Consider the following 26,439-nt stretch of genomic DNA (forward strand, 5'->3'; position numbering starts at 1 on the left):
CTGCCTGATAACAAGGCATTCTGCACTGCGGCGTAATATTCGAACGAAGTTAACGCTTGGAATCTATCGCGACGAGAGCCGCGCCAGGCCGAGCGCCTGCGCCTTGGCCTTCGACAACGGCCTGAACAACACGCTGCGCCGCTCCCCACTGGTGATCGCCGCGATCTTGAAGCCATCATCGGCGGCGATGATGTCGCCGGTCCGCAGCGTCATGTCGTCCTCGATCGCAATCGGCGACAGGCCGGTTGAGGCGCTGGCGCTGCAAGAGCATTGCGGCACGATCTCGCGCTGAAACCGGAATGCATTGGCGAGCGTCTTGTAGGTCTCGCCCTGTTCGGTCCTGGCGCTGTCGATGTCGGAGCCGGAATACAGCTTCACCTCGGCAGCGGGACAGGCCGCCTCACACGACCTGACATCGGCCGCCTCGCTCACCCGCGGCAGCGGGAAGAAGCGGCCATCGCAGGTCCGAACGCAGAAGTTTTGCCGGCCGCCCCAATGCGAGCGCGTCGTGATGTAGACGCGGGTCCGCGGCTGCTGCGTGGGCTCCGCGCCGGGCGCCGGCTCAAAGCCGGGCATGGGAAAGAAACTGGGCGCCGGCGCATAGGCGGAGTCGCCCGGCAACAGCTGCGCTGAAGCCGGCGAACATATCCCGACGCTGGCAAGCGCGATCAGCGCTGCAACAGTTGCGCGAGTAACGCTGCGCTCCAAGGCGGGATCTGGCGTCCAGCTGATCGGCATGATTCACTTGCGTGCCGCGTCGAGAGCCGAGCGGCAGCCATTTCAATGCCGACACAACCACGGATTTCTATCAGATTTGAGAATGCACCATTTGACGGTGAACGAGCCCGGAAGCGGCCATCGCGGGCCGCGGCAAACCGCAAGACCGCGCCAACAACAAAAAAGCCCGCAATGGGAGCGGGCCTTCATCAGACTGTCAGCTCTGTCGGCGAGATATTCGGTCAGCGAGAGATTTTGGAGCGGGCGAAGGGGCTCGAACCCTCGACCCCGACCTTGGCAAGGTCGTGCTCTACCACTGAGCTACACCCGCATCCGAAATGGCGGCGATCGCTCGCCGGCAACGGCAGACCTATGCCAAAAGCTGTCTGTGAATGCAACACAAGAGCGCGGTCTGAACCTCACGAAATCGCACGGTTTCGCTAAAAATTGACCCCGAATCGGCCGAAACCGGTCGCGGCGACGATTTCTTTTTATGTTTCCGCCGGAACCGGCCTCAAAGCCATCTCGTCGCGGAGCGATTCGAGCCAGCCCTCGAACCAGCCGGTCAGGGTCTGCGCCAGTTCGACGCGGCGGTCGGCTTCGCAATCGAACACCGCCCACCATTCGATGAAGGCCCGGTCGCCGTCGACCACCGGGGTGACCCGCAGGGTTGCGCTGAAATCCGTCATCGGCAGCGTCGGAGGACCGGCAAATTCGTAGGTCTGGAAGCGCTCGACGTCGGACTGCGCGAGCAGCCGCTGCCGGATTCGCCGTTCCCGGTACAGCACGTTGCGCACCGCACCGATGGTGTCGCCGGACTTGCCGTCCTCGATCTCGCTGGTCCCCGCGCCACGGACCCAGACCGGGTAATTGTTGAAATCGCGGATGATTTTCCAGACTTCACCGGCCGGCTGCTCGAACACGGTGCTGTAATAGGCCTTCGCCATGGGTGATCCCCGTTGCCATCAAGGACGGCCATCTTCGGCCGTCCCGGAGGGCAAGCCCACCCGATCTCCGATCGAACGGGATCGGACGGCAAGCGATTGAATTTTGCCGGGTCACCGCCATGTACTGGGCGTGATCTGTCGGAAAACCGGTTCCCACTTTTCCGGGATCATGCTCTAGGCTCACAGAACGGCTGAACGTGCCGTGCGGAGCGTGCTAGAACGCCCCCGGATTTCCGACCTCAGAAGCAGGCGAGGACAACGTGACGATAATGGAGCAGGGCGGCCCCACGCCCCAGGCAGCGCCCGATCTGATCAAGGAGACGACGACCCAGACCTTCGTCAAGGACGTCATCGAGGAATCGCGCCGCCAGCCGGTCATGATCGACTTCTGGGCGCCATGGTGCGGCCCTTGCCGCCAGCTGACGCCGATCCTGGAGAAGGCGGTCCGCAACGCCAAGGGCCGGGTCAAGCTGGTCAAGATGAACATCGATGAGCATCCGCAGATCCCGGGCCAGATGGGCATTCAGTCGATCCCGGCCGTGATCGCCTTCGTCAACGGCCAGCCCGCCGACGGCTTCATGGGCGCGGTGCCGGAGAGCCAGGTCAACGCCTTCATCGAGAAGATCACCAAGGGTGTGCCGGCCGCCGGCGAGCCCAATCTCACCGAGGTCCTGGCCGAGGCCGACGCCGTGCTTGCCGAGGGCGACGCCGAAGGTGCGGCGCAGATCTACGCCGAGGTGCTGGCGCACGACGCCACCAATATCGCGGCGCTGGCCGGCCTCGCCAAATGCTACATGACGACCGGTGCGGTCGAGCAGGCCAAGCAGACGCTGGCGATGGTGCCGGAATCCAAGCGCGGCGACGCCGCGGTGAAGGCGGTGCAGGCGGCGATCGATCTCGCCGAACAGGCGCAGTCGGTCGGCCCGGTCACCGAGCTCGAACAGAAAGTCGCCGCAAACCCGCTCGATCATCAGGCCCGCTTCGATCTCGCGACCGCGCTCAATGCGACGGGCAAGCGCGCCGAGGCGACCGAGCAATTGCTCGCCATCGTCAAGCGTGACCGCAAGTGGAACGACGACGGCGCGCGCAAGCAACTGGTGCAGTTCTTCGAGGCGTGGGGCGGCACCGATGAGGCAACCGTCGAGGGGCGCAGGCGGTTGTCGACCATCCTGTTCTCGTAACATACGCCCGTCACAGCAGCGGGACCGCAGATGCCGATCAATGCCGAATATCGCGGGCCCGGCGAGCTCCCCGAGGTGATCCCGGTGTTCCCGCTACCCGGCGCGCTGTTGTTGCCGCGCGGCCAGATGCCGCTCAACATCTTCGAACCGCGTTATCTCGCGATGATCGACGACGCGCTGCGCGACGGTCACCGCCTGATCGGCATGATCCAGCCTGACGTCGCGCATTCGCATAAGGAGGCGAAGCCGGTGCTGTTCCGCATCGGCTGCGTCGGCCGCATCACCCAGCTCGCCGAATCCGGCGACGGCCGCTACATCCTCGAACTGACCGGCGTCGCGCGCTTCAAGGTGGTCGAGGAGCTGACCGTGCAGACGCCGTACCGGCAGTGCAAGGTCGACTTCTTCTCCTTCACCGGCGACTTCACCGCGCGCAAGGGCGAGGAGGCCGTCGACCGCAAGGCGCTACTCGAGGTGCTCGCCGATTTCCTCGAAGCCAACAATCTGAAGGTCGACTGGGAGGGCATCGAGTCCGCGCCGAACGAGGCGCTGGTCAATGCGCTGGCGATGATGTCGCCCTATGGTCCGGCCGAAAAGCAGGCGATGCTCGAGGCGCCCGACCTGAAGACCCGCGCCGAGATCCTGATCGCCGTCACCGAGATGGACCTCGCCAAGAAGCGCACCTCAGGCGACCCGCCTGTCCAATAGGCTTCGCCGTCCTTCATATCAGCGATTGCGAAGCTGCTTGCGTCCGGTGAACATCGCGCGCACCAGGTTCTGACGCTGCAGCAATCCCACCACGACGACGCCAAGCACATGCAGGGCGACCAGGATGATCACCGCATCCGAGGCATAGGCGTGGGTGTCCTCGACCCACCACACGCCGAAGAAGGTGACGGTGACCTCCATCGCACCCGTGATCGCCGACACCGCGAGCGTGAGCAGCAGCGCCACCAGCATCACGGTACCCGCGGGATTGAGCCCGATATAGCGGCCGGTGATGCCGCGGCGGAGATTCCAGATGTAGCTCGGCGCGGCGCGCAGCCGGACACCGAGCTTGCCGAAACGCGCATAGCGCGTGCCGGCAAAGCCCCAGATCAAGCGGAACGCCAACAGTCCGATCACGGAATAGCCCGCCAGCCGATGCAGCCGGTCATAGGCGTTGGGCGTCACCCATGCGACCAGGACGAGAATGGCGAGCGCCCAGTGCCACAGCCGCAGCGGCAGGTCCCAGACCTGCACGCTGGTCGCGCCGCGGGCGCCCGGAGCCGCCTCCGTCATCGCCGCCGCCGCTTCACTTGACGATTCACTTGGCGATCGTGTGCTTCAGGCTGAGATCCTCCGGGCTGTAGAACAGCTCGTAGAGCTTGCCTTCCTTCACGCCGTACACCTCGTAGCAGGAGCCTTCGACCTTCGAGCGGCGCACCTCGTAGCCCGCCGCCTTGGCCTTGGCTTCGGCATCGCTTGCCGGCTTCCACGACGCCTTGTCGAGCTTGGTGCAAGTCTTGTAGCCGTCGGCCAACGCCGCCGATCCCGCAAGCCCCAGAACACCAGCTGCAAGCACAGCGCTCAAAATCACTCTCACACGCATCTCCCCTCCTTGATGATCATGCCCACAACGCACATCGCGCTGAGCACATGCGTGAACAATGCCGAGGGGATTGCCAAGTCAAGGAAGCCCGGTAGCGGCAGGCTTTAGAGATATTCTAACGGCCGCGAAAACCGCTTTGCGCTCCACGCGCAATTCGGTTTTGACCGCGTGCCGCGGCCTTACGCCTCATGGAGATCCGAATCTGCCGGCGCGGCGTTCGATCAGGACGCGGCACCCGCCATTGCGAGACGAACCGCAGCAGGGCGTTCGGCCGCTGCCGGGACCCGCTCCCCGATCATCTGCGCGACCTTCTCGCTCTGCACCGGCGGGCTGAAGTGGAAGCCCTGCACTTCCACGCAGGCATCGGCGCGGAGGATGTCGAGCTGCTCCCTGGTCTCGACACCTTCGGCCGTCGTCGTCTTGCCGAGACTGACGGCGAAGCGAACGATTGCGCGTGCGATCCGGCGCGACTCGTCCGACGCGCCCGACAGTTCGGACACGAAGCTGCGGTCGATCTTGACCTTGTCGAACGGAAACTTCTGCAGGAAGCTCAGCGAGGAATAGCCGGTGCCGAAATCGTCGAGAGCGATCCGCACCCCGAGATCGTGCAGCTGGCTGAGCGCCGCGAACACCGCCTCGCTGTCCTGGATGATGGCCGTTTCGGTGACTTCGAGCTCGAGCCGCTGCGGGGAAATTCCGGCGCTCGCCAGCGCGTGCACGATCACCGGCACCAGCTCCGGACTCCTGAACTGCACCGGCGACAGATTGATCGCGATCTTGAGGTCGCCGGGCCATTTGGCGGCTTCAGCGCAGGCGGTGCGCAGCACCCATTCTCCGAGCGGCACGATCAGGCCGGTCTCCTCCGCGAGCGGAATGAATTGCGCCGGCGAGACCATGCCGCGTTGCGGGTGATGCCAGCGCAGCAGCGCCTCGAAGCCGCAGGTCGCCCCGCTCGCGACATGGATGAACGGCTGATAGTGCAGCTCGAACTCGCCATTGGCGAGCGCATTGCGCATGTCGCGCTCGAGGCCGCGCCGATCCTGCAGCAGCCGGTCGAGCTCCGGCTCGAAGAAGCGGAACGAGCCGCGTCCACCGCTCTTGGCCGAATAAAGCGCGAGATCGGCGCTGCGCAGAACCTCGTCAGAATCGGTGCCGTCGCGCGGCGCGATCGCGATGCCGATGCTGGTCGTGGTGGTCACCCGATGATGGCCGAGATCGATCGGCTCGCTGAGCGCCTTCCTGATCTTCTCCGCGAGCAAGCCGGCCTCGGTAACCGGATCGCTGACGTGGTCGATGACGGCGAACTCGTCGCCGCCGAGCCGCGCGACCAGCGTCGTATCGCTGACACAGCGGCGGAGCCGCGCGGCCACCGACTTCAGCAACTCATCGCCTGCCGGGTGTCCGAGCGTGTCGTTGACGTCCTTGAAGCGATCGAGATCGAGCATCAGCACCGCAAGGCTCGGCCCACCGCACCTCGCGCCGGAAAGCGCCTGCTCCATCCATTCCTTGAGCAGCACGCGATTCGGCAGGTCGGTCAGCGCGTCGTGTTGCGCCATATGGGTGATCTTGGCCTCGGAGCGCCGCTGCTCGGTGACGTCGCGATGCGTCGCGACCCAGCCGCCACCGGGCATCGGCTGCCGCGTCACGCAGATCAGCCGGCCGTCGGCAAGCTCGTCGACCCGGCTGCTGATCTCGTCGGCCGGCAGCGCGTTCAGCGTGGCGAGCTTCTCGGTCGCGGCGTTGTCACTGGTCTCGCCCTTGAGAAGGCCATTGGCGATCCGATGCGTGATGATCGCGCGATGGGCGGTGCCGGGCATCAGCAATTCGGGCGGCAGCCGGTACATCTTGGCGTAGCGATCATTGCATACGACGAGGCGCTTCTCCGCATCGAACATGCAGAGGCCCTCGCCCATGTGGTTGATCGCGGTATCGAGCCGGAACCTCTGTTGCTCCAGCTCCTTCTGGGACGCCTCGACCTGCTGGCGCGCCAGCGACAGCTGGCTGATGATCTCCTCGAAGCGACGGGTGCGAAGCGCGAGGCGGCGGTCCGCGAGCACGCCGACCAGGCTCATCCCGAGCACCGAGAGCGCCACGCCCGCGATCACGATGGCGAGGAAGGTGGGAGAGAGCGACAGGGCCTCCGGAGCCAGCAGCGGATCCGGAATGATCTCGACCGCGCCCATCGCGGTGAAATGATGCGACACGATCGCAAGCGTCAGCAACAGCGCCGCGACCAGCGACGACCAGCGATCCTGATAACGGACCGCGGTCGCCAGCGCGGCGTAACCGAACAGCATGCCGAGCACGATGGAGGCGGCCACGAGGTCCATCGACCACACCACGTGGCCCGGCACTTCCAGCGCCCACATTCCGAGATAATGCATGCTGGCGATGCCGGCTCCGATCACGGCGCCGCCGACCGGCGCGCGCCAGAGGCTGGAGTCGCTGGCGGCAAGGCCGAGGCCACCGGATGTCAGCATCATCGCCACCGCAAGCGACAGCGCGGTGAGAACGATCCCGTAGCCGGTCGGCACGCCCGGCTCATAGGCCAGCATGGCGACGAAATGCGTTGCCCAGATGCCGTAGCCGATCGCAGCTCCCGCGATCGCGATCCAGATCAGCCGCGTCCTCGCCTGCGAGGCGATCGCGCGATGGAAGATGTTGACCGCGACAATGCTGGCAACGAAGCAGACCAATCCGGCCAGCAGAACCAGCCGCCAGTCATGCTCACCTGAAAGGCACGTCAGAACACGAAACATGCGTCGGTCCATGGTTGTCCGCGCGGACAAGCTAGGCCGATTGAATTGTCTTCTCGATAATTTTCTACAACTTTCAGTGGCATGGTTATCCGTGCGTAAGCTGATTCCGCACGGAAATTGATGGCCCCATAAATTTGGAACACGCCCTGCATGGGCTGTGCTCAGGACTCGAGTTGCACGAGCACGGTTTCACCGGTTGCGACCAGCGACGCCTCGCCCTGTTCGTTCTCCGCAAACAATTCGGCGCGCGCGAACACCTGCCGGCGGCCGGCACGCACCAATGTGCCCTTGGCGATGAAACCGCGGCCCACTGCAGGCCTCAGGCAATTCATCGAGAAATGCGATGCGGTGACCGAGCCCACGACCGACGCGGCGGCAAAGCCGCAGGCGGTGTCGAGCAGTGCCGCGATCATGCCGGCGTGCAGGTGGCCTGCATATTGGGTGAGATCGTCGCGCCAGGGCATGCGCAGCTCCACTTCGCCGGCGCCGGCGGAAACCACCTCGAGGCCGACAAGCCGGTTGAAGGCCGCCGACGCATTGGTGGCGATCAGACGCTCCAGATCGAATCCCGCTCCAGTGGTCATGCAATCCTCCATTGCGGCGGTCGTCGTTCGAGATTGGCCCTGACCGCCTCGATGTGATTGGGCGCGCCAAGCAGCCGCGCCTGCTCGGCCGTCTCGGCTGCGAGCCCGGTCGCCGCATCGCGATCGGCGGCAAGATTGAGCAGCCGCTTGGCGGCGCGGATCGCATCGGGGCTGCGGTCAGCGATCGCGCGGGCCGTCTCCAGCGCCGCGGCGCGCGGGTCTTCGACGATCCGGGTGGCGAAGCCGTAACTGAGCGCTTCGTCGGCGGAGAAGACGCGCGCAGTATAGGTCAAATCGCGCACCACGTCCTCGCGCGCGAGATGGCGCATCAGCTGCGTGCCGGCCATGTCCGGTACCAGCCCCCATTTGGCTTCGATGATGGCAAGGCGCGTGCCGGGCGCGAGATATCTGACGTCGGCGCCGAGCATTAGCTGAAAGCCGCCGCCGAACGCGATACCATGGACCGCGGCGATCACCGGCACCGGCAGCTCGCGCCAGAGCCACACCAGATGCTGCGCGAAATTGGCGATGCCGTGGGTGCGCTGGCCGAGATCGGCAAACGGGAGGATCGACTCGCCTTCCGTGGTTGCGACCAGGCGCTCGATATCGAGGCCGGCGCAGAAGGCCTGGCCTTCGCCCGACAGCACCACGGCACGGACCCTTGGGTTGTCGGCGAGCTGTGCGCCGATGTCGGCGATCGCGGTGAACATCGCCGGATCGAGGGCGTTGAGCTTGTCGGGGCGGTTGAGCCTGACGTCGGCGACGCCACTCGCGATGCTCAGGCTGATGCGGTCAGTCGTCATCGTTGCGCTCGCTAGTAGCCGGCGGCAGCGAGCGCCACGACCACGCTCATCGCCATCCAGCCGATATGGCGGAAGCGGGTCGCAACCGCATTCGCCAGCGCGGCGCAGCCGAACACGACGGCGAGCGTCGCCACGATCCAGTGCCGCGCGGCATCGGAGGCCATCGCGGGCGCCGCTATCAGCAGCACGCCGCCGCCGATCCAGGCGACGGTACCGGCCTGATAGACCAGGCGGAGCAGCAGGCGCAGCCGCGGCGGCTCGACGGTGGCGCGTGCGAATATTTTGGTCTCGCCGAGAACGCCATGGATCAGGCTGACCAGGATGGCGATGGCACCTGCGCCTTGCAGCAGAAGATCACGCATCGGCAAACCTCCATACAGTACTGTATGGATATAACGTCAATGGCTGGCGCCTGTCAATACACTTGTGTATGGTTGGCGGCGCAGACGGGGAACCATGACGGAACAGCTCTCAGCCAAGGACTGGCTCGATCAGGGCCTGAAGACGCTGGCGCGGCGCGGCTTCACGGCACTCAAGGCCGAGCCGCTGGCCAAGGCCATGGGCGTCTCGCGCGGCAGCTTCTACTGGCATTTCGCCGACATCGGCGCCTACCGCGCCGCGATCCTCGACCATTGGCGCGAGGTCGCCGCCGAGCAGGTGATCGCCGAGCTCGAGACCATTCCGCAAGGCGGCGATGCGCTGGCACTGCTGCTGCGCCGGACCTTCTCGGCGCGGCTGGCGCTGGAACGCGCGGTGCGCAGCTGGGCCACCACTGACGCCGCGGCGCGCGCCGCCGTGCTCGAGGTCGACCGGCGCCGGATCGGCTATATCGAAAGCCTGCTTCGGCAGGCCGGATTTCCCGACGACGTGGCACGCGGCAGGGCGCAGATCTTTTACTGGGCGTTCATCGGCTACGCGCTGTCCGAGCAGACGCTGCCGAAAGCGCAGCAGCAGGCAGCGATCGACGAGCTGCTGCGGATGACGAAGCGCTGACAGCCGACATTTGGATGTGCTACATCACCGCGAGCCGGAGACTTCCATGAATTCGACGACCGATCACCTCGAAAGCACCGCCGACCCGAAACTGCTCGAAATCCTGGTGTGCCCGATCACCAAGGGACCGCTGGAATTCGACGCGGCGCGGCAGGAGCTGATCTCGCGCTCGGCCAAGCTCGCCTATCCGATCCGCGACGGCATCCCGATCATGCTGCCGGAAGAGGCGCGCAAGATCGATTGATGTGATCGCGTAACCCGGATGAAGCGCAGCGCAATCCGGGAAAGTCTCATCGCGGAAAGTCCGGGCCCCGGATTTCGCTTCGCTGCATCCGGGCTACGGCATCACGACACTCCTACAGCGCCTCGCCCTTCAGCAGCCGCGGCACCTCGCCCGACAATCCGGCTGCCTGGCGGATGAACATCTCCTTCAGCGGCGGCGCGCGATCGACGAGGCCGAGACCGATGTCGCGCACGGTGCGCAGCAGCGTCGATTCGTTCGAGAACAGGAAGTTCAGCGAGTTGGTGGCAACCCCCATCGCCATGGTGTCGAAGCGCCGCCAGCGCTGATAGCGCTCGAGCACGTCGGCCTGTCCGAGATCCATGCCGAGCCGCGCCGCATCGACCACGACCTCGGCCAATGCTGCGACATCCTTCAGGCCCATATTGAGCCCCTGCCCCGCGATCGGATGGATCACATGCGCGGCGTCGCCGATCAGCGCCAGCCGTTCGGCGATGAACGAGCGCGCGACGAAATAGCCGAGCGGAAATGCGCGCGGTCTGTCGAGCGCCTTGATCTCACCGAGATGCAAACCAAAACGCTGCTCGAGCTCGGCGTGGAATTCTTGCTCGCTCAGCGCGGTGATGCGCGCGGCATCCTTGCGCGTCTCGGTCCACACCAAGGACGAGCGGTTGCCGGTCAGCGGCAGGATCGCGAACGGGCCTGCGGGCAGGAAATGCTCCTCGGCACGGCCATGATGCTCGCGCTCGTGCCCGACCGTGACCACGATGCCGGATTGATCATAGTCCCAGCCATGGGTCGCAATCCCGGCGCGCTCGCGCAGCTTCGACCGCGCGCCGTCTGCGGCGACCAGAAGGCTCGCATCGATCTCGGTGCCGTCGGCCAACGTGACGCTGACGCCGTCGGGGCGCGACTCCGATGCCGACACCGCGGTGGCACGCAGCTCGACGCCCTCGGCTTCGGCGCGCGCGGCCAGCGCATCGATCAGATAGCGGTTCTCGACCATATGGGCGAACGGCTCGCCGGGCTCGACATTGCCGGCGAAGGTCAGGAACACCGGGCGCGTCGCGTCCTCCAGCTTGGAGTCGGTCACGACCATGTCCGTGATCGGCTGCGCGGTCGGCGCCACCTGGCCCCAGACGCCGAGGGTCTCGAACAGCCGCCGGCAGGCCGCCACGATCGCGGTCGCGCGCGGATCGCGGCTCGGACGCTGGCTCAGCGCGGGATCGGCCACGATCACCGGGATGTCCGGCCCGAGCCCCTGGCGCAGCGCCACGGCCAGCGCCAGCCCCGCAAATGCGCCCCCGCAGATCACGATACTTCGTTGTGCCGGCATGCCTTTTCCTTACGCGCCCGACGCCATCAGACTGTGCTTGCTACCTGATAATAGCTGGGCGAAACAGGGGGCAGAAACAAGCCCGATCGTCATTCCGGGGCTCGCGCAGCGAGAACCCGGAATCTCGAGATTCCGGTTCGATGCTGTCGCACCACCCCGGAATGACGGTTTAACCAACCGAAAGCCGCCGAATGTCCAAGAGCCTGATCGACCTGCTGTCCATCCTCGATCTCGAGCAGCTCGAGGTGAATTTGTTCCGCGGCAACAGCCCGAAGACGAGCTGGCAGCGCGTGTTCGGCGGCCAGGTGATCGGTCAGGCGATGGTCGCGGCGTGCCGCACCGTCGAGGGCCGCCTGCCGCATTCGATCCACTGCTACTTCATCCTGCCCGGCGATCCGCAGATCCCGATCATCTACCAGGTCGAGCGGCTGCGCGACGGCAAGAGCTACACCACCCGCCGCGTCACCGCGATCCAGCACGGCAACGCGATCTTCTCCATCATGGTCTCGTTCCATTCCGACGAAGAGAGCAACTTCAATCATCAGGAGAAGATGCCCGACGTGCCGCCGCCGGAGAAGCTGACCGCAGAGGAAGTGTCGAAGCAGCCGATGTTCAAGGAGATGCCGGAGTTCATCCGCCGCTACTATGAGAGCGACCGGCCGATCGAGCTGCGCCCGGTCGAGCTCGGCCGCTATTTCGGTCAGAAGATCGATGACGGCCGCATCCATGTCTGGATCCGCACCGCGGCGAAGCTGCCCGACGATCCGGCGCTGCATCTGTGCGCGCTCGCCTATGCGTCGGATTTCTCGCTGCTCGATGCCGTGATGGCGCGCTATGGCCGCACGCTGTTCGACCGGCGCATGATGCCGGCGAGCCTCGACCACGCGATGTGGTTTCACCGCCCGTTCCGCGCCGACGAATGGCTGCTCTACGCGCAGGATTCGCCGAGCGCGCAGTCCGGCCGCGGTCTGACCCGCGGCCAGATCTTCAAGCCCGACGGCACGCTGGTGGCGTCCGTCGCGCAAGAAGGGTCGGTGCGCGAACGCAAATAGAGCGCGTGTCACACGGTCTTGTCTGCGCGGCTAAAGCGCGATGAGATTGGGTTGAATCGTCATCGCGCTTCAGCTCTTTGTTTGAGCATGATCTTCTCGGAAAACCGCTTCGCACTTTTCCGGATCATGCTCTAGCCGGGCTCGATGTCGCGCGGCACAAGCGCGATTCGAAAGTCGCTGTATTTCTTTTCCAGCGCCATCCGCAGGCAAACGATCGACCAGATCAAGCCGGCGATGGCGCCAACCGGGCCGGTGACCGTCTTGATCATGGCTCGCGGCTCGCCGAGTGCGCCCAGCACAAAGCCGATGACGAGCCCAAGCACAAAACCGATCGCAACGGATCCAAGCAGCGAGCGCCAGATAAAGAGCCAGTAGATCCGCAGCAACCGTCCAAGGGTGATATCCAGTTCCTGGATCTTGTCCGCCGCCGGGCCGCCGCCGATCGACGCGCTGCGGCCGAACGACTGCGCGGGCCGCAACGGATCGCTCAGAAGGCCGGGAACCTCGCCGGCCTTGGTCCAGCTCGCCATCCCCTCGCTCCAGACCAGCGTGTCCGGGGTCAGCTTTCGCCTCGCGTAGAGGTCGCGGAGCTCAGCGTCCGAGCACGGGCCCTTCTGCTGGCCATCGGATGCGTAGAACCAGGAACGGTTCGACATCTTGCTTCCTTGCGGTCGATCCGTGATCGATCACTGGGCTGCGCCGCGCTCGGTCAACGCGAATTGCGAGATGAACCAGTTGGCGTACCAGCGCAGCACCCACGGAATCGGGATCAGGAAGCCGCACCCGACCGCGAACACGATGGTTCGCCACAGCACATCGAGGCCGGAGGCATTGAAGGTGACCTCGCGGCGCGTGCCTTCGACATTGCGGCAGATCCAGCGCAGCCACGCGGTCATCACCCAGGCCCAGCCGATGATGGTGATGGACGCGATCACGATCAGCACGTACCAGCCGACATAGGCGGCCGGGCTGCCGTTGAACGAGATCGGCAGGTCCTGGCCGCTCGAGCTGAGACGGCCGAAGATCCAGCGAACGATCATCCAGCTCAGGAAGCCCTGCACCGCCAGCGAGAGCAGCGACACGATCGTGCTGTGGGCCGCTCCGGCATAGGTCAGAAGGCCGAGCACGATGAAGACGTACCAGATGTCGAGCGGCTGCCCGGTGAAGGCAAGGTGCGGCCGGCCCGGCACGCGAATATAGGGAATCGCAAAGCGGTACAGGCCGGTCGCGGTCCACGGCGCGGGGATGACGAAGATCTGGCCGATGAACATCAGCACGCTGCGTCCGAACAGGCCCCAGATCGGGAAGTCGGCCGACAGCGCGCCGCCGCTGTAGCTTGCCGATGCTGCAACCGGCGGCGGTCCACCGGCCTGCGGAAACGCCGGCGGCGCCCCTGCGCTCGGAACAAGACCTGGAATCTCCCCGGCCTTCTGCCAGCCGGCCATTCCCTCGGTCCACACCAGCGTATCGGCGCCCACCATGCCACGGGTGATCAAGTCGCGGAGCTGAGCTTCAGGCAGGGGGCCTTTTTGCTGGCCTTCGGATGCATAAAACCAGTTTCGGTTCGACATTTCTTGTTTCCTCGGGGCGCGCGCTTGGGACGCGCGGTAGGCGAAACGAGCCAGCGGGACCGCTGGCCGGGGCGGGAAAGCCATATTCTGGCGGAGGGTTGTCGTCTCGTACAGTGACGGAGTGCACCCGCTGCGCACGTTTTCCCCTTCAACCTGCAACTTTTTTGTGCCATTTGCCCAGAAAGCTGCCAGATTTGGCGGACACGAAATGTGCGGGACGACAAATTGCCGCTCCGGTGGCGGCAAGCGCCGCTCCGGGGACGGGGCGCACAGGGAAAACTTCAAGGGAATAAAGGCCTGAACCATGAAACTCGTCGTCGCGATCATCAAACCGTTCAAGCTTGACGAAGTCCGCCAGGCCCTGACCGCGATCGGCGTTCACGGCATGACCGTGACCGAAGTGAAGGGCTATGGCCGCCAGAAGGGCCACACCGAGATCTATCGCGGCGCCGAATATGTCGTGAATTTCCTGCCCAAGCTCAGGATCGAGATCGCCGTCGACACCGAGCTCGCCGAAAAGGCGGTCAGCGTCATCACCGAACACGCCCGCACCGGCCAGATCGGCGACGGCAAGATCTTCGTGACGCCGATCGACCACGCGCTGCGCATCCGCACCGGCGAGACCGATAACGACGCGCTCTGAATTCTAGAGATCAGCGCCGGCAACGACGCCGGCGCGCCGAAATCCACACACCGAAATCCACACCAAGAAACGACGACACGCCGGGGAATGATGATGGGGGCACGAGCTCTTCGTGCAGCGATATCAGCTGCGCCGATCAATGCTGCGATCCTGCTCGCATGGGCGACGCCAACCTTCGCACAGGACTCCAGCGCAGGCGCCTCCGGCATCAACGCTGCCGACACCGCCTGGATGATCGTCGCCACCGCGCTGGTGCTGATGATGACGATCCCGGGGCTTGCGCTGTTCTACTCCGGCATGGTGCGCAAGAAGAACGTGCTGGCGACGATGGCACAGAGCCTCACCGCCGTGGCGCTGATCTCGATCCTCTGGGTCACCTTCGGCTATTCGCTGACCTTCGTCGGCAACGGTCCCTGGCTCGGCTCGCTCGACAGCTGGTTCCTGGCCGGCATCACCATGGACAGCGTCAATCCGGCGGCGAAGACCATCCCGGAAGCGCTGTTCATGCTGTACCAGATGACGTTCGCGATCATCACGGTGGCGCTGGTTGCAGGCTCGGTCGCCGACCGCATGCGGTTCTCCGCCTATGTGCTGTTCTCGATTGGCTGGTTCATCTTCGCCTATGTGCCGCTGGCGCATTGGGTGTGGGGCGGCGGCTTCCTCGCCTCGGCGGGCGTGCTGGATTTCGCCGGCGGCCTCGTCGTGCATCTCTCCGCCGGAATCAGCGGCCTCGTCGCGGCCAAGTTGATGGGCAACCGGCATGGCTATGGCCATGACAATCTGTCGCCGTTCGATCTGTCGCTCGCCGTGGTCGGCACCGGGCTGCTCTGGGTCGGCTGGTTCGGCTTCAATGGCGGCTCGGCGCTCGCAGCCAATTCGCGCGCGGTGATGGCGATCACCGCCACGCACCTAGCGGCCTGCGCCGGCGCGCTGACCTGGGGCGCGATCGAATGGGCGACGCGCCGCAAGCCGTCGGTGCTCGGCATGATCTCGGGCGCGGTGGCGGGGCTCGGCACCATCACCCCGGCGTCCGGCTTCGTCGCGCCGTGGCACGGCGTCATCATCGGCATCCTCGCCGGCCTGATCTGCTACTGGGCCTGTACCTGGCTGAAGCATCGCTTCAAGTATGACGACTCGCTCGACGTGTTCGGCGTGCACGGCATCGGCGGCCTGACCGGCACGCTGCTCGCAGGCATCTTCGCGACGGCCGCGATCGGCGGCACATCGGGCCTGCTCGAGGGCAATCCGAACCAGCTGCTGATCCAGCTCTATGGCGTCGTTGTTACGGCGCTCTGGTGCGGCGGCGTCACCTTCGTGCTGCTCAAGCTGGTCTCGGCTTTCGTGCCGCTGCGCGTCTCGATGCAGCAGGAGATGGAAGGCCTCGACATCTCGCTACACGGCGAGGCGCTGCAGTAGCAGCCGAGCTCACCGGGCCAGGACGAGAACGCCGGCGACCGCGAGAGACGGGACGGACGGTGCGTCACGCCGCGTGACGCAGCGCATGGCGCGCCGCGACGGCGAACTCGCAAAACAACCCCATGCAAAGCACCCGAGCGCCGCGACGTCGCGAAGCACGACACGAGATGCTTGACACCTAGCCTTCCATTGCCTAGCAATACTAGGTATGGAAGGTGAAGTGCTCAAAGGGCATCTCGACATGATCGTGCTCGCCGCGCTCGAGGCGGCCCCCGCGCACGGTTATGCGATCATCGAAGAAATCCGTCGCCGCAGCGGCGGAGCCTTCGATCTGCCGGAGGGCACGGTCTATCCGGTGTTGCATCGCCTCGAGACGTCGCAACTGCTCTCCAGTCATTGGGAAAAGTCTCCGATCGGCCGGCGGCGCCGGGTCTACGCCTTGACCAAGCACGGCAGCGCCTCGCTGGCCGCACGCAGGACGTCATGGGTCCAATTCTCAAGCGCGATTGAAGCTCTTCTCGCGGAGCCCAAGCTGTGTCGCACCTGATCGCCAACTATCTCGAACAGCTCGCACATGAACTGTCGTTTGACCGGTCGTTGTCGCGCCGGGTGTGCGAAGAGGTCGAGGATCACCTTCGCCAATCCGCAGACCGGCATCCAGCTGGCGACACCGTGGAGGCGGAGCGCCGCGCGATCGAGCTGTTCGGCCCGGCGAAAACCATTGCCGCGCAGTTTGCGGCGACATCGCTGCTGCAGCGGTCCCGAGCCGTCGGACCAATCGTCATTCTGATCGTGCTCGGCGTATTCGCCGCCATGAAAGCGCGCGTTGCGTGGTATGCAGCCGCGGGCTGGGCCACCGGCGGGCCTGCGCGATTTCCGGACATCGGCGTCATCGCCTACGCGTTCGACCGCTATGCGTTTTATCTGGCATTGCTGACCGGGCTGTGCGGATGGGTCTATGGGTTCCGCATGCAGTCGGGCGCGCTCGACAAGACCCGGCTGCAGCGATCGTTCATGCTGTCGGCCGCTGCGGGAGCTGCGCTGATCGGTTCGGTGCTGGCCGATATCGTTCTGACCACGCTTCGGCTCTCCGGAGTTGGATGGTCCATCTCTCATTTGATACCGATCGCGTCCGTCGGGATCGAGGTTGCGCTTGTCGTAGCGCTGATCGCCCGCATTCACGCGGTGACGTCTCTTGTCGCAACCGCAACGCTGCGATTTGACCTCGAACCCTCGGAGATTTCCTGAGATGACTGATCGCCGCTTCTTTCTCGCCCTCGCCGCCGCCGGCGCAACTGTTGCGATCGCCCCGCGCACGACGGCGCGGGCCGCATCGTCGGCCGATGCAAACGCAGCGAATTCCGCACTGCTCGATCGCTATACGGCCGCCATCAATGCACACGACACGACTGCATTCCCGGCAATTTTCACCGAGAGCTATATCCAGCACTCAGGCCGCAGCCCGTCGGGGCTCGCCGCGCAGGTCGAGAACTTTCATCGCATTCAGGAAACCTGGCCCGATATCCAAATGCGCGTCGAGGATCGCATAATCGACGGCGACAAGGTCGTCGCACGCTGCATCTACACGGCAACACACGACCGCACCGTTCGGGGATTTACCGCCACAGGCAAGAAGATCTCGTTTGCGACCATCGACATCTGGCGCGTTGAGGGCAGCAAATTCGCGGAACACTGGGACCTGGTCGATACCGCCGGACTGGAGAAGCAGCTGTCCGGCAAATGAACGGAATGACTTGCGCGACACATAAGCGTGTGCTTATGTGTTGGCATGATCGAAGCTGATATCTTCAAGGCGCTGGCCGATCCGACCCGCCGCAAGGTGTTCGAGAAGCTGGCTGGCGGCAGCCTGAACGCCAGCGCCCTGCGCGACGGCCTCGATATCAGCCAGCCGGCGATGTCGCAGCATCTCGCGGTGCTGCGCGCGGCGGGCCTGGTGCGCGAGCAGCGGCAGGGCCGCTTCGTGAATTATGCAGTCGACCCGGACGGGATCGCCAGCATCGGGACCTGGCTTGCCCGCTACCGCGCCTATTGGCCGAAGCGCATCGAGGCGCTCTCCGACCTGCTGAAGGACATGGATCAATGAGCGACACAGTCGAGCCTGACGCGGACCAAGCCCTGGTGCTCGAATACGAGCTCGACGCGCCGCCTGAAAAAGTCTGGCGCGCCGTGACTATTCCGGCGCTGCGCCAACGCTGGTTGCCGGATTGCGATCTCGCCGGCGCCGAGCCGGAAGCAACGATCACGGGCGAAGAGGTGCGTTACCGGCTTCGCGAGTCCGAGCCGCCGTTTCGCGAAAGCCATGTCACCTTCCGGATCGAGCCGAACGAGGCCGGTGGCACCCGCTTTCGCATCATCCAGCAAGCCTGCGACGAGCGAGCAAGACTGCCGCAGGCCGCCAACAGCAACCGCCGCACCCTGATGCGCGCGGCCTGATCGCAAACTTCACCGCTGAGACTTCATCACCTGCAGACATGGAGGTCGCCGATGCGCGACATGATGCAACTCGTCCCCATGGTCGTCGAACAGTCGACCCGCGGCGAACGCTCCTTCGACATCTATTCCAGGCTGCTGCGCGAGCGCATCATCTTCCTGAACGGCGAGGTCAATGATGCGATGTCCGGGCTGGTCTGCGCCCAGCTGCTGTTCCTCGAGGCGGACAACCCGAACAAGCCGATCAACCTCTACATCAACTCCTATGGCGGCGTGATCACCAGCGGGCTTGCGATGTACGACACCATGCAGTTCATCAAGGCGCCGGTGCACACGCTATGCATGGGCACCGCGCGCTCGATGGGCTCGTTCCTGCTGATGGCCGGCGAACCCGGCCACCGCGCCGCGCTGCCGAATGCCAGCCTCCACGTGCATCAGCCGCTCGGCGGCTTCCAGGGCCAGGCGTCCGACATCCTGATCCACGCCACCGAGATGCAGGAGACCAAGCGGCGCATCACCCGGCTTTACGCGCAGCATTGCGGGCGCACCGAAGCCGACGTCGAACGGACGCTCGACCGCGATCACTTCATGTCCGCGCAGCAGGCGCTCGAATGGGGCTTGATCGACAAGGTCTTCGCGGCGCGCGACGCCGCCTAATGGTCCGGCATCGCCCTATTTAGATACCCATCACTGCTCCCCCGCTGAGCAGAATTGTGTCCGGACCCTGGCTTGCTCACGAATTGAGCCGGCCTGATTAGATTTTAGGCGCGACCGAATAGCGCAGGGGCACCCGGCTCCCGCAATGCGGGAAAATATCCGGATTCATAATCCATTAGCGAACTCCGGCCGGTTGGCACGGCATTTGATTCTAAGGGTCCCGGCTGTGCCCGCGTAGTGGAAGTCCTCCGCGTGGTGAACCTCAGTCGAAACTCCCGGTGTTCGTTCGCACCGGGCCCAAGCGGGGATAGGACTCATGAAAATTGTTATGGCGATCATTAAGCCATTCAAGCTGGAAGAGGTCCGTGACGCCCTGACCGCCATTGGCGTTCACGGTCTCACGGTGACGGAGGTCAAGGGGTACGGCCGTCAGAAGGGTCACACGGAAATCTATCGCGGCGCCGAATATGCCGTGAGCTTCCTGCCCAAGATCAAGATCGAGGTCGCGGTCGGTTCCGACCAGGTCGACAAGACCATCGACGCCATCACCTCCGCCGCCAAGACCGGACAGATCGGCGACGGCAAGATCTTCGTCATCAGCCTCGAGCACGCCGTGCGCATCCGCACCGGCGAGGCCGATGCCGCGGCCCTCTGATTTCGCGCTCAAACCTTAAGACCTCAGGAGTGAAATAACATGACGTTCAAGCGTCCCTATGGCGCGGGACTGGCGGCCCTCGCAGTCGGCCTCTTTGCCGCAACCGCCGCCTACGCCGAGCCAACCGTCAACAAGGGCGACAACGCCTGGATGCTGACCTCGACGGTGCTGGTGCTTTTGATGACCATCCCGGGCCTCGCGCTGTTCTATGGCGGTCTCGTCCGCTCCAAGAACATGCTCTCGGTGCTGGCGCAGGTATTCTACACGGTCTGCCTCGTTACCGTGCTCTGGGCTCTCTACGGCTACAGCCTCGCCTTCACCGGCGGCTCCGACTTCATCGGCGGCTTCTCTAAGGCCTTCCTGATGGGCGTCACGCCGGATTCGAAGGCGGCGACCTTCTCGGTCGACGCCAACATCTCGGAGCTCGTCTATATGTGCTTCCAGATGACCTTCGCGGCGATCACGCCGGCCCTCATCGTCGGCGCCTTTGCCGAGCGCATGAAGTTCGCGGCGATCGCGCTGTTCATCCCGCTCTGGGTGACGCTGATCTACTTCCCGATCGCGCACATGGTCTGGTACTGGCCGGGCCCGGACGCGATCCAGGATGCCGCCAAGGCGCTCGCTGCCGCGGCTGACGAAGCGGCCAAGACCGCGGCGCAGCAGAAGCTCGATGCGATCAACGCCGATGCCGGCTGGATCTTCAAGAAGGGTGCGATCGACTTCGCCGGCGGCACCGTCGTGCACATCAACGCCGGCATCGCCGGCCTGGTCGGCGCGCTCCTGATCGGCAAGCGCACCGGCTACGGCAAGGAACTGATGGCTCCGCACTCGCTGACCATGACCATGATCGGCGCCTCGCTGCTCTGGGTCGGCTGGTTCGGCTTCAACGCCGGCTCCAACCTCGAAGCCAATGGCGGCGCGGCGCTCGCCATGACCAACTCCTTCGTGGCCACCGCCGCGGCGGCGCTGTCCTGGATGTTCGCGGAATGGATCATCAAGGGCCATCCCTCGCTGCTCGGCGCGCTCTCGGGCGCGGTCGCGGGCCTCGTCGCGGTGACGCCGGCGGCCGGCTATGCCGGTCCGATGGGCGCCATCGTGCTCGGCCTCGTGGTCGGCGTGGTCTGCCTGTTCTTCTGCACGGTTGTGAAGAACGCGCTCGGCTATGACGACTCGCTCGACGTGTTCGGCGTCCACTGCGTCGGCGGCATCGTCGGCGCGCTCGGCACCGGCATCCTGGTCAACCCGGCACTCGGTGGCGCGGGGATCATCGACTACACCGCGATCCCGCCGAAGGTCGCCGATTACGACTTCGCGGCGCAGATGATCTCGCAGGTCTGGGGCGTCAGCACCACGCTGGTGTGGTCGGGCATCGGCTCGGCGATCCTCTACAAGATCGTCGACGTGATCGTCGGCCTGCGCGCCAACGTCGAGACCGAGCGTGAAGGCCTCGACATCACCGAGCACACGGAGCGCGCCTACAACATGTAAGAGTTCTCCCGGGGCGCGACCTCCCCAAGCGGTCGTTCCCAGAACTACGGTCCGGGCACATACCCGGCAATGTCCGGACCGTTGAGGGGCTCCAGCGCAAGTTGGAGCCCCTTTCTTTTTTTGGCGGCTTGAGAAAATAATGTCGGAATTGCCTGCCATTGTGGAATGACAGGCTACAAACAACGAAGCCGACAACAAGAACGGGAGGACGTCATGAAGGTGCAAGGCAGGTGCTATTGCGGCAACGTGCGCTATGAGGCCGAAGGCGAACCGATGATGGCGGCGCAATGCCTGTGCCGCGAATGCCAGTACATCACGGGCGGTGGGCCGAACTTGTTCATGGCGATGCCGGCCACCGGCTTCAAATACACCGCCAGCGAACCGAAGCAGTTCACGCGCAAGGACCTCGAACGCGCCGTGACCCGCGAGTTCTGCCCGGAATGCGGCACGCATCTGGTGACCAAGGTGCCGGGCCTGCCCGCCGCGATCCTGAAGGTCGGCACCTTCGACGACCCCAGTGTGTTCACCCCGCAGATGACGATCTACGCCTGCGACAAGCAGACCTTCCACCATCTGCCCGAGGGCAAGCCGTCATTCGAGAAGCTGCCGGCGCATTGAGACGGCACACGTTCAGTGTGTAGCCCGGATGGAGCCAACGGGTCGCGCGAACGCGCGCCCGATGACAGGCTCCGCGCAATCCGGGAAAGCCTCTCCGCGTAAGGACCGTCCCCGGATTGCGCTTCGCTTCATCCGGGCTACGGAGCTTGAGAACACACCCGGGCTAGCCCTTGCCCCGGCAACTGCCGCGACCAACAGCGCGTAGCCCGGATGGAGCGTAGCGCAATCCGGGAACGACGTCTGCGCAGGAGAGACCGCCCCGGATTTCGCTCCGCTTCATCCGGGCTACGGTGCCTATGCAGCGTCAGTCGAACAGGACTTCCTCGTCCGGCAGGGCGCTTGGCGCGCCGTCACGCAAATAGCGTTCGAGAATATCGGCGAGCGACAGCGGCGTCAGGCGCTCTTCCGCATTGGGCAGATCGGCGATCGGCCACCAGCGGAAGCAGTCGAGCACCTTCGCCTCGGCCGCATCAGCCATCACAGGGTCGAAACGATCGGTGTGAACGATCCGGTATTCTTCCTTCTGGGAGATCCGCCGGCCGCCCCAGTTGAAGGTGTGGTGGCGCCGCCAGACCGCGGGGCCATGCGCGAAGGCGGTCAGCCCCAATTCCTCGGCAAGCTCCCGCCTGAGCGTCGCTTCCGGCGTCTCGTCGCCTTCGCTGCCGCCACCGGGTGCGATCCAGAAGCAATCCCCGTGCGGCGGGCGAATCCGCAGCAGCAGGACTTCGTGCCCGCCCGTGATGATGAGCGCCCTGACGGCGCGGCGGTGGATCATGTCCAAGGGCAATCTCGGGGCAATCTCGGTGCAATTTCGATGCGGTCTTGTTCGGCGAGCGCTGATATCACGCGCCGGCCGATCGTGCCCGCCGCCGATGGTTAATCGCGTCTTAACCTCGCCCTATCTATGGTGACTTGATCGGTTTACGGTCGGCGCCCCTCAACCCCGACCGCAGTGAAAGTGCTGGCATTTCAACCATGGCAATGACCGCCTCATCCGGCTTGGCGCAGGGCGCCGGCGATGTCGCATCCGCCGGCCAGGCCGAGCGTTCCCCATTCGTGCGTACCACCGAGCTCCTGGCGCCGTACCAACCGGCTAAGCCATTGATTACGTTGTCGGTCGGCGAGCCGCAGCACCCCGTGCCTGGTTTCGTCGGGCCGGTACTGTCGAAGCACACCGCCGAGTTCGGCCGCTACCCGATGGCCAAGGGCATCGAGCCGTTCCGCCGCGCGGCCGCGACCTGGCTGTCGAGCCGGTTCCAATTGCCGCGTCCGGTCGATCCGGAGAGCGAGGTGCTGGTGCTGAACGGCAGCCGCGAGGGGCTGTTCTTCGCCGCGATCACGGCGTCACGCTACGTCTCGCCGCGCAAGGGCCGGCCGGCGATCCTGATGCCGAATCCGTTCTATCCGGCCTATGGTGCCGGCGCCCGCGCGGCCGGCTGCGAGCAGATCTATCTGCCGACCACGCTCAGTAACGGCTTCCTGCCCGACCTTGATTCGATCGACGAGGCGACGCTGGCGCGCACCGTGGCGTTCTTCCTGGCCTCGCCCGCCAATCCGCAGGGCTCGGTCGCCTCGCGCGCCTATTTCACGCGGCTGAAGCAGCTCGCCGATCGCCATGGCTTCATGATCCTGAGCGACGAGTGCTACTCGGAGATCTACACCCGCGAAGCCCCGGGCAGCATGCTGGAATGTGCCGGATCCGACTTCACCAATGTGGTCGCGTTCCAGTCGCTGTCGAAGCGCTCGAACCTGCCGGGCATGCGGGTCGGCTTCGCCGCCGGCGATCGAAAGTTCATGGCCGCCTTCCTCGAGCTGCGCAATGTCGCCGCACCTCAGGTGCCGGTGCCGTTGCAACATGTCGCGGTCGCCGCCTATGGCGACGAGGCGCATGTCGAGGAGAACCGCAGGCTCTATCGCATCAAGTTCGATCTCGCCGACCAGATCCTCGGCAGCCGCTACGGCTACAAGCGGCCGGCCGGCGGGTTCTGCGTCTGGCTCGACGTCTCCGATCGCGGCGGCGACGAGGCGACGACCGTCAGGCTGTATCGCGACGCCGGCGTGCGCGTGATTCCCGGCAGCTATCTGGCGCGCGAGCAGAACGACGGTTCCAATCCGGGCGCGGGCTATATCCGCCTTGCGCTGGTCTCCGACAGTGAATCGACGGCCGAGGCGATGCATCGCCTGGTCGAAACCCTGGGTTAATCGCGAAGCGCGAAGATTGAGTATGCCAGCGATCGAACGTGTCATCCCCCTGGTCGGCCATCTGCCGCTCTCGCTGCGCGAGGCGCTGGCGCGGCGGCTGCGCGAACTGACCGGGCTCGGCCTGATCGCGCTGTCAGGCGGCATCACTGCTGCGCTGATGACCTGGTCGGTGCAGGACCCGTCGCTGAGCCATGCCACCTCGCGCGCGATCCGCAACGTGCTCGGCTATCCCGGTGCGATCGGCGCCGACCTCCTGATGCAGATCCTCGGCCTCGGCGCGATCATGCTGCTGCTGCCGGTCGCGGTGTGGGGCTGGCGGATGCTGACGCATCGCCCGTTCGACCGCGAGGCGCTGCGGCTCGGCTGCTGGATCCTGTGCACGGTGATCGCGGCGGGCTTTGCCAGCTGCTGGCCGCACAACACCGCTTGGCCGCTGCCGACCGGGCTCGGCGGCGTGGTCGGCGATGCGCTGCTGCGCGCGCCGGCCGTGGTGTTCGGGCCGCCCGGCTTCATCTACCGCGTCGTGCTCGGGCTGATCCTGTTTGTGGCGATGGCCGCGTGCTTCTTGTTTGCCTGCGGCTGGGGCGCCAAGGAGCAGGACGAGGAACTGACGCCGATCTCGGACGATGACGAGCCGTTCGTCGAGGATGACGAGGACCGCAGCTCGGTCTCGCTGGGCTGGCTGTTCCACGCGCTGATGAGCGCGAAGGCCCGGCTCGGCTGGCTGTTCACCACAGCCTATAAATCGCTGGTGTCGAGCGGATCGCAGGGCCGCAGCGCGGCGTTCGAGCGCCAGGAGCCCAATATCGGCGGCGGCCGCGCGGCGCCCTCGATCGCGCCCGCGCATGACGATCACGACGCCGACGAAGACGAGGCCGAGGCTTTCGACGACGAGGAAGAAGAGGACGAGGAGGAGGAGGAAGCTCCCGCCGCCCGCGCCCCGCGCAAGAAGGCCGAGCCAAAGCCGAAGAAGAAGAATTCCGACAAGTTCGAGCTGCCGTCGGTCTCCGTGCTCAGCGCGCCGAAGGCGAGCGACCGCCAGCCGCTGAGCAAGGCCGAGCTGGAAAACAATTCGCGCGCGCTCGAAGGCGTGCTGCAGGACTTCGGCGTGCGCGGCGAGATCGTCAAGGCCAACCCGGGCCCGGTGGTCACGCTGTACGAGCTGGAGCCCGCGCCCGGCATCAAGTCGTCGCGCGTGATCGGCCTGTCCGACGACATCGCGCGCTCGATGAGCGCGCTGTCGGCCCGCGTCGCCGTGGTCGCCGGCCGCAACGCGATCGGCATCGAGCTGCCGAACGCGCATCGCGAGAAGGTTTATCTGCGCGAGCTCTTGGTCGCCAAGGAAAGCGTCGATTCGGTCGCCAAGCTGCCGCTGTGCCTCGGCAAGACGATCGGCGGCGATCCCGTCATCATCGATCTGGCGCGCACGCCGCACATGCTGATCGCCGGCACCACCGGCTCCGGCAAATCGGTCGCGATCAACACCATGATCCTGAGCCTGGTCTACCGGTTGCGCCCGGATCAGTGCCGCCTGATCATGGTCGATCCGAAGATGCTCGAACTCTCCGTCTATGACGGCATCCCGCATCTGTTGACGCCCGTCGTCACCGATCCGAAGAAGGCGGTGGTGGCGCTGAAATGGGCCGTGCGCGAGATGGAAGAGCGCTACAAGCGGATGGCCAAGCTCGGCGTCCGCAACATCGACGGCTACAATGCGCGCCTCGTCGAGGCCAAGGGCAAGGGCGAAGAGCTGACGCGCACCGTGCACACCGGCTTCGACAAGGAGAGCGGCAAGGCGATCTACGAGGAAGAGAAGCTCGACCTCGAGCCGCTGCCCTACATCGTGATCATCGTCGACGAAATGGCCGACCTGATGATGGTCGCCGGCAAGGACATCGAAGGCGCGGTGCAGCGCCTCGCGCAGATGGCGCGCGCCGCCGGCCTGCATGTGATCCTCGCCACGCAGCGCCCGTCGGTCGACGTCATCACCGGCACGATCAAGGCGAACTTCCCGACCCGCATCGCCTTCCAGGTGACATCGAAGATCGACAGCCGCACCATCCTCGGCGAGATGGGCGCCGAGCAGCTGCTCGGCCAGGGCGACATGCTCTATATGGCGGGCGGCGGCCGCATCAGCCGCGTGCACGGCCCGTTCGCCTCCGACGAGGAGGTCGAGAAGGTGGTGCGTCATCTGAAGACGCAAGGCGCTCCGGAATATCTCGAGGCCGTCACCGCGGAAGAGCCGACCGACGAGGACGGCGCCGTGTTCGATGCCACCGGCATGGGCGGCGACGGCGGCGGCGACCTGTTCACGCAGGCGGTTGCGATCGTCAAGCGCGACCGCAAGGCGTCGACCTCCTACATCCAGCGCCGGCTGCAGATCGGCTATAACCGCGCCGCCTCGCTGATGGAGCGGATGGAACTTGAGGGCATCGTGGGACCGGCGAATCACGCCGGAAAGCGCGAAATCCTCGTCGGGGAAGAAGAAGGCCAGTTCTGATCGGGGGCGATCATCACGGAAAAACCATATCTCCCTC

The 26,439-nt window shown here is 65.2% G+C and carries 30 protein-coding genes and 1 tRNA gene; 18 read left to right on the top strand and 13 right to left on the bottom strand.

Translation table 11 applies throughout. The features are described 5' to 3' along the window. Positions 1-63: 63 nt before the first annotated feature. The 3 genes from FBZ93_RS11745 to FBZ93_RS11755 form a co-directional block, all read right to left on the bottom strand. Positions 64-738: a DUF2865 domain-containing protein gene (locus FBZ93_RS11745; protein WP_146986161.1), complete on the bottom strand. Its 675-nt coding sequence runs from the start codon at positions 736-738 to the stop codon at positions 64-66. A 235-nt stretch (positions 739-973) separates the two neighbouring features. Beyond that, positions 974-1,048 (bottom strand) — tRNA-Gly (locus tag FBZ93_RS11750). Positions 1,049-1,208: 160 nt separating this feature from the next. Next, positions 1,209-1,664, bottom strand: a complete 456-nt coding sequence (locus tag FBZ93_RS11755; protein WP_146986162.1) for an SRPBCC family protein — start codon at positions 1,662-1,664, stop codon at positions 1,209-1,211. A gap of 260 nt (positions 1,665-1,924) precedes the next feature. Here FBZ93_RS11755 and trxA point away from each other — a divergent pair, with 260 nt between their 5' ends. Both trxA and FBZ93_RS11765 read left to right on the top strand, forming a co-directional pair. Beyond that, positions 1,925-2,845, top strand: a complete 921-nt coding sequence (trxA, locus tag FBZ93_RS11760) for a thioredoxin (RefSeq protein ID WP_208764001.1) — start codon at positions 1,925-1,927, stop codon at positions 2,843-2,845. A 30-nt stretch (positions 2,846-2,875) separates the two neighbouring features. Next, on the top strand, positions 2,876-3,550 hold the full coding sequence (locus tag FBZ93_RS11765; RefSeq protein WP_146986163.1) for an LON peptidase substrate-binding domain-containing protein: 675 nt from the start codon (positions 2,876-2,878) through the stop codon (positions 3,548-3,550). 18 nt (positions 3,551-3,568) lie between these two features. On the opposite strand, the gene FBZ93_RS11770 is transcribed toward FBZ93_RS11765, so the two are convergent. From FBZ93_RS11770 to FBZ93_RS11795, 6 genes are all read right to left on the bottom strand, one after another. Next, positions 3,569-4,123: a cytochrome b/b6 domain-containing protein gene (locus tag FBZ93_RS11770; protein ID WP_146986164.1), complete on the bottom strand. Its 555-nt coding sequence runs from the start codon at positions 4,121-4,123 to the stop codon at positions 3,569-3,571. Between the two features lie 25 nt (positions 4,124-4,148). Continuing rightward, the gene (locus tag FBZ93_RS11775) at positions 4,149-4,433 is read right to left on the bottom strand and encodes a PepSY domain-containing protein (RefSeq protein ID WP_050425238.1); all 285 of its coding nucleotides are present in this window, start codon (positions 4,431-4,433) and stop codon (positions 4,149-4,151) included. Between the two features lie 221 nt (positions 4,434-4,654). Further along, positions 4,655-7,192 (bottom strand): EAL domain-containing protein, encoded by a 2,538-nt coding sequence (locus FBZ93_RS11780; protein ID WP_167529008.1) that lies wholly within the window; start codon positions 7,190-7,192, stop codon positions 4,655-4,657. Between the two features lie 161 nt (positions 7,193-7,353). Further along, the gene (locus FBZ93_RS11785) at positions 7,354-7,776 is read right to left on the bottom strand and encodes a PaaI family thioesterase (protein WP_146986165.1); all 423 of its coding nucleotides are present in this window, start codon (positions 7,774-7,776) and stop codon (positions 7,354-7,356) included. After that, positions 7,773-8,579 (bottom strand): crotonase/enoyl-CoA hydratase family protein, encoded by an 807-nt coding sequence (locus FBZ93_RS11790; RefSeq protein WP_146986166.1) that lies wholly within the window; start codon positions 8,577-8,579, stop codon positions 7,773-7,775. Before FBZ93_RS11790 ends, FBZ93_RS11785 begins: the two co-directional genes overlap by 4 nt. 11 nt (positions 8,580-8,590) lie before the next feature. Further along, entirely contained in the window at positions 8,591-8,941 is a 351-nt protein-coding gene (locus tag FBZ93_RS11795) for a hypothetical protein (RefSeq protein WP_146986167.1), read from the bottom strand. 94 nt (positions 8,942-9,035) lie between these two features. On the opposite strand from FBZ93_RS11795, the gene FBZ93_RS11800 reads away from it, so the two are divergent. After that, positions 9,036-9,572, top strand: coding sequence for a TetR/AcrR family transcriptional regulator (locus FBZ93_RS11800; RefSeq protein ID WP_146986168.1), 537 nt, complete (start codon positions 9,036-9,038; stop codon positions 9,570-9,572). Between the two features lie 46 nt (positions 9,573-9,618). After that, a complete protein-coding gene (locus FBZ93_RS11805; protein WP_018269337.1) occupies positions 9,619-9,816 on the top strand; it encodes a Trm112 family protein in 198 nt (65 codons plus the stop codon). A 112-nt stretch (positions 9,817-9,928) separates the two neighbouring features. On the opposite strand, the gene FBZ93_RS11810 is transcribed toward FBZ93_RS11805, so the two are convergent. Further along, positions 9,929-11,149, bottom strand: coding sequence for a ubiquinone biosynthesis hydroxylase (locus FBZ93_RS11810; protein WP_146986169.1), 1,221 nt, complete (start codon positions 11,147-11,149; stop codon positions 9,929-9,931). 191 nt (positions 11,150-11,340) lie between these two features. On the opposite strand from FBZ93_RS11810, the gene tesB reads away from it, so the two are divergent. Continuing rightward, positions 11,341-12,201, top strand: coding sequence for an acyl-CoA thioesterase II (gene tesB / locus FBZ93_RS11815; protein WP_146986170.1), 861 nt, complete (start codon positions 11,341-11,343; stop codon positions 12,199-12,201). Positions 12,202-12,332: 131 nt separating this feature from the next. Here tesB and FBZ93_RS41935 read toward each other — a convergent pair whose 3' ends face one another. After that, positions 12,333-12,857, bottom strand: a complete 525-nt coding sequence (locus FBZ93_RS41935; protein WP_146986171.1) for a DUF4339 domain-containing protein — start codon at positions 12,855-12,857, stop codon at positions 12,333-12,335. A 30-nt stretch (positions 12,858-12,887) separates the two neighbouring features. Further along, positions 12,888-13,772, bottom strand: a complete 885-nt coding sequence (locus tag FBZ93_RS11825) for a DUF4339 domain-containing protein (RefSeq protein WP_146986172.1) — start codon at positions 13,770-13,772, stop codon at positions 12,888-12,890. A gap of 304 nt (positions 13,773-14,076) precedes the next feature. Between FBZ93_RS11825 and FBZ93_RS11830 the strand changes: the two genes are divergently transcribed. The 11 genes from FBZ93_RS11830 to FBZ93_RS11880 all read left to right on the top strand — a co-directional run bounded on the left by FBZ93_RS11830 (position 14,077) and on the right by FBZ93_RS11880 (position 21,700). Beyond that, the gene (locus tag FBZ93_RS11830; RefSeq protein WP_074128375.1) at positions 14,077-14,415 is read left to right on the top strand and encodes a P-II family nitrogen regulator; all 339 of its coding nucleotides are present in this window, start codon (positions 14,077-14,079) and stop codon (positions 14,413-14,415) included. A 93-nt stretch (positions 14,416-14,508) separates the two neighbouring features. Continuing rightward, positions 14,509-15,831 carry an ammonium transporter gene (locus FBZ93_RS11835; protein WP_146986173.1) on the top strand — a complete coding sequence of 441 codons (1,323 nt, stop codon included), beginning with the start codon at positions 14,509-14,511 and terminating at the stop codon, positions 15,829-15,831. A gap of 208 nt (positions 15,832-16,039) precedes the next feature. Further along, positions 16,040-16,378, top strand: coding sequence for a PadR family transcriptional regulator (locus FBZ93_RS11840; RefSeq protein ID WP_146986174.1), 339 nt, complete (start codon positions 16,040-16,042; stop codon positions 16,376-16,378). Next, positions 16,366-17,079 carry an HAAS signaling domain-containing protein gene (locus FBZ93_RS11845; protein WP_146986175.1) on the top strand — a complete coding sequence of 238 codons (714 nt, stop codon included), beginning with the start codon at positions 16,366-16,368 and terminating at the stop codon, positions 17,077-17,079. The genes FBZ93_RS11840 and FBZ93_RS11845 overlap by 13 nt, the downstream gene beginning before the upstream one ends. Before the next feature lies 1 nt (position 17,080). Further along, positions 17,081-17,575, top strand: a complete 495-nt coding sequence (locus FBZ93_RS11850; protein ID WP_146986176.1) for an ester cyclase — start codon at positions 17,081-17,083, stop codon at positions 17,573-17,575. Between the two features lie 45 nt (positions 17,576-17,620). Further along, entirely contained in the window at positions 17,621-17,935 is a 315-nt protein-coding gene (locus FBZ93_RS11855; RefSeq protein ID WP_146986177.1) for an ArsR/SmtB family transcription factor, read from the top strand. Further along, positions 17,932-18,285, top strand: coding sequence for an SRPBCC family protein (locus tag FBZ93_RS11860; protein WP_146986178.1), 354 nt, complete (start codon positions 17,932-17,934; stop codon positions 18,283-18,285). Before FBZ93_RS11855 ends, FBZ93_RS11860 begins: the two co-directional genes overlap by 4 nt. 51 nt (positions 18,286-18,336) lie before the next feature. Continuing rightward, positions 18,337-18,939, top strand: a complete 603-nt coding sequence (locus FBZ93_RS11865; RefSeq protein ID WP_146986179.1) for an ATP-dependent Clp protease proteolytic subunit — start codon at positions 18,337-18,339, stop codon at positions 18,937-18,939. Positions 18,940-19,255: 316 nt separating this feature from the next. Then, positions 19,256-19,594: a P-II family nitrogen regulator gene (locus tag FBZ93_RS11870; RefSeq protein WP_021082517.1), complete on the top strand. Its 339-nt coding sequence runs from the start codon at positions 19,256-19,258 to the stop codon at positions 19,592-19,594. Between the two features lie 39 nt (positions 19,595-19,633). Continuing rightward, positions 19,634-21,082 (top strand): ammonium transporter, encoded by a 1,449-nt coding sequence (locus FBZ93_RS11875; protein ID WP_146986180.1) that lies wholly within the window; start codon positions 19,634-19,636, stop codon positions 21,080-21,082. A gap of 213 nt (positions 21,083-21,295) precedes the next feature. Continuing rightward, positions 21,296-21,700, top strand: a complete 405-nt coding sequence (locus tag FBZ93_RS11880; RefSeq protein ID WP_146986181.1) for a GFA family protein — start codon at positions 21,296-21,298, stop codon at positions 21,698-21,700. 304 nt (positions 21,701-22,004) lie between these two features. Here FBZ93_RS11880 and FBZ93_RS11885 read toward each other — a convergent pair whose 3' ends face one another. Next, complete coding sequence (locus tag FBZ93_RS11885) at positions 22,005-22,475, bottom strand: NUDIX domain-containing protein (protein ID WP_146986580.1); 471 nt, start codon at positions 22,473-22,475, stop codon at positions 22,005-22,007. Between the two features lie 200 nt (positions 22,476-22,675). Here FBZ93_RS11885 and FBZ93_RS11890 point away from each other — a divergent pair, with 200 nt between their 5' ends. Both FBZ93_RS11890 and FBZ93_RS11895 read left to right on the top strand, forming a co-directional pair. Continuing rightward, complete coding sequence (locus FBZ93_RS11890; RefSeq protein ID WP_146986182.1) at positions 22,676-23,902, top strand: aminotransferase class I/II-fold pyridoxal phosphate-dependent enzyme; 1,227 nt, start codon at positions 22,676-22,678, stop codon at positions 23,900-23,902. A gap of 16 nt (positions 23,903-23,918) precedes the next feature. Further along, positions 23,919-26,402 (top strand): DNA translocase FtsK, encoded by a 2,484-nt coding sequence (locus FBZ93_RS11895; RefSeq protein ID WP_146986183.1) that lies wholly within the window; start codon positions 23,919-23,921, stop codon positions 26,400-26,402. The last annotated feature ends 37 nt before the right edge of the window (positions 26,403-26,439 follow it).

Source organism: Bradyrhizobium macuxiense (assembly GCF_007993935.1).
Lineage (GTDB): Bacteria > Pseudomonadota > Alphaproteobacteria > Rhizobiales > Xanthobacteraceae > Bradyrhizobium > Bradyrhizobium macuxiense_A.

What these genes read in the sequence shown, in the direction of transcription:
- FBZ93_RS11745 (WP_146986161.1), bottom strand. Translation starts at nt 738, where the DNA reads ATGCCGATCAGCTGGACGCCAGATCCCGCCTTGGAGCGCAGCGTTACT.
- FBZ93_RS11755 (WP_146986162.1), bottom strand. Translation starts at nt 1,664, where the DNA reads ATGGCGAAGGCCTATTACAGCACCGTGTTCGAGCAGCCGGCCGGTGAA.
- FBZ93_RS11765 (WP_146986163.1), top strand. Translation starts at nt 2,876, where the DNA reads ATGCCGATCAATGCCGAATATCGCGGGCCCGGCGAGCTCCCCGAGGTG.
- FBZ93_RS11770 (WP_146986164.1), bottom strand. Translation starts at nt 4,123, where the DNA reads ATGACGGAGGCGGCTCCGGGCGCCCGCGGCGCGACCAGCGTGCAGGTC.
- FBZ93_RS11775 (WP_050425238.1), bottom strand. Translation starts at nt 4,433, where the DNA reads ATGCGTGTGAGAGTGATTTTGAGCGCTGTGCTTGCAGCTGGTGTTCTG.
- FBZ93_RS11780 (WP_167529008.1), bottom strand. Translation starts at nt 7,192, where the DNA reads ATGTTTCGTGTTCTGACGTGCCTTTCAGGTGAGCATGACTGGCGGCTG.
- FBZ93_RS11785 (WP_146986165.1), bottom strand. Translation starts at nt 7,776, where the DNA reads ATGACCACTGGAGCGGGATTCGATCTGGAGCGTCTGATCGCCACCAAT.
- FBZ93_RS11790 (WP_146986166.1), bottom strand. Translation starts at nt 8,579, where the DNA reads ATGACGACTGACCGCATCAGCCTGAGCATCGCGAGTGGCGTCGCCGAC.
- FBZ93_RS11795 (WP_146986167.1), bottom strand. Translation starts at nt 8,941, where the DNA reads ATGCGTGATCTTCTGCTGCAAGGCGCAGGTGCCATCGCCATCCTGGTC.
- FBZ93_RS11800 (WP_146986168.1), top strand. Translation starts at nt 9,036, where the DNA reads ATGACGGAACAGCTCTCAGCCAAGGACTGGCTCGATCAGGGCCTGAAG.
- FBZ93_RS11805 (WP_018269337.1), top strand. Translation starts at nt 9,619, where the DNA reads ATGAATTCGACGACCGATCACCTCGAAAGCACCGCCGACCCGAAACTG.
- FBZ93_RS11810 (WP_146986169.1), bottom strand. Translation starts at nt 11,149, where the DNA reads ATGCCGGCACAACGAAGTATCGTGATCTGCGGGGGCGCATTTGCGGGG.
- tesB (WP_146986170.1), top strand. Translation starts at nt 11,341, where the DNA reads ATGTCCAAGAGCCTGATCGACCTGCTGTCCATCCTCGATCTCGAGCAG.
- FBZ93_RS41935 (WP_146986171.1), bottom strand. Translation starts at nt 12,857, where the DNA reads ATGTCGAACCGTTCCTGGTTCTACGCATCCGATGGCCAGCAGAAGGGC.
- FBZ93_RS11825 (WP_146986172.1), bottom strand. Translation starts at nt 13,772, where the DNA reads ATGTCGAACCGAAACTGGTTTTATGCATCCGAAGGCCAGCAAAAAGGC.
- FBZ93_RS11830 (WP_074128375.1), top strand. Translation starts at nt 14,077, where the DNA reads ATGAAACTCGTCGTCGCGATCATCAAACCGTTCAAGCTTGACGAAGTC.
- FBZ93_RS11835 (WP_146986173.1), top strand. Translation starts at nt 14,509, where the DNA reads ATGGGGGCACGAGCTCTTCGTGCAGCGATATCAGCTGCGCCGATCAAT.
- FBZ93_RS11840 (WP_146986174.1), top strand. Translation starts at nt 16,040, where the DNA reads ATGGAAGGTGAAGTGCTCAAAGGGCATCTCGACATGATCGTGCTCGCC.
- FBZ93_RS11850 (WP_146986176.1), top strand. Translation starts at nt 17,081, where the DNA reads ATGACTGATCGCCGCTTCTTTCTCGCCCTCGCCGCCGCCGGCGCAACT.
- FBZ93_RS11855 (WP_146986177.1), top strand. Translation starts at nt 17,621, where the DNA reads ATGATCGAAGCTGATATCTTCAAGGCGCTGGCCGATCCGACCCGCCGC.
- FBZ93_RS11860 (WP_146986178.1), top strand. Translation starts at nt 17,932, where the DNA reads ATGAGCGACACAGTCGAGCCTGACGCGGACCAAGCCCTGGTGCTCGAA.
- FBZ93_RS11865 (WP_146986179.1), top strand. Translation starts at nt 18,337, where the DNA reads ATGCGCGACATGATGCAACTCGTCCCCATGGTCGTCGAACAGTCGACC.
- FBZ93_RS11870 (WP_021082517.1), top strand. Translation starts at nt 19,256, where the DNA reads ATGAAAATTGTTATGGCGATCATTAAGCCATTCAAGCTGGAAGAGGTC.
- FBZ93_RS11875 (WP_146986180.1), top strand. Translation starts at nt 19,634, where the DNA reads ATGACGTTCAAGCGTCCCTATGGCGCGGGACTGGCGGCCCTCGCAGTC.
- FBZ93_RS11880 (WP_146986181.1), top strand. Translation starts at nt 21,296, where the DNA reads ATGAAGGTGCAAGGCAGGTGCTATTGCGGCAACGTGCGCTATGAGGCC.
- FBZ93_RS11885 (WP_146986580.1), bottom strand. Translation starts at nt 22,475, where the DNA reads ATGATCCACCGCCGCGCCGTCAGGGCGCTCATCATCACGGGCGGGCAC.
- FBZ93_RS11890 (WP_146986182.1), top strand. Translation starts at nt 22,676, where the DNA reads ATGGCAATGACCGCCTCATCCGGCTTGGCGCAGGGCGCCGGCGATGTC.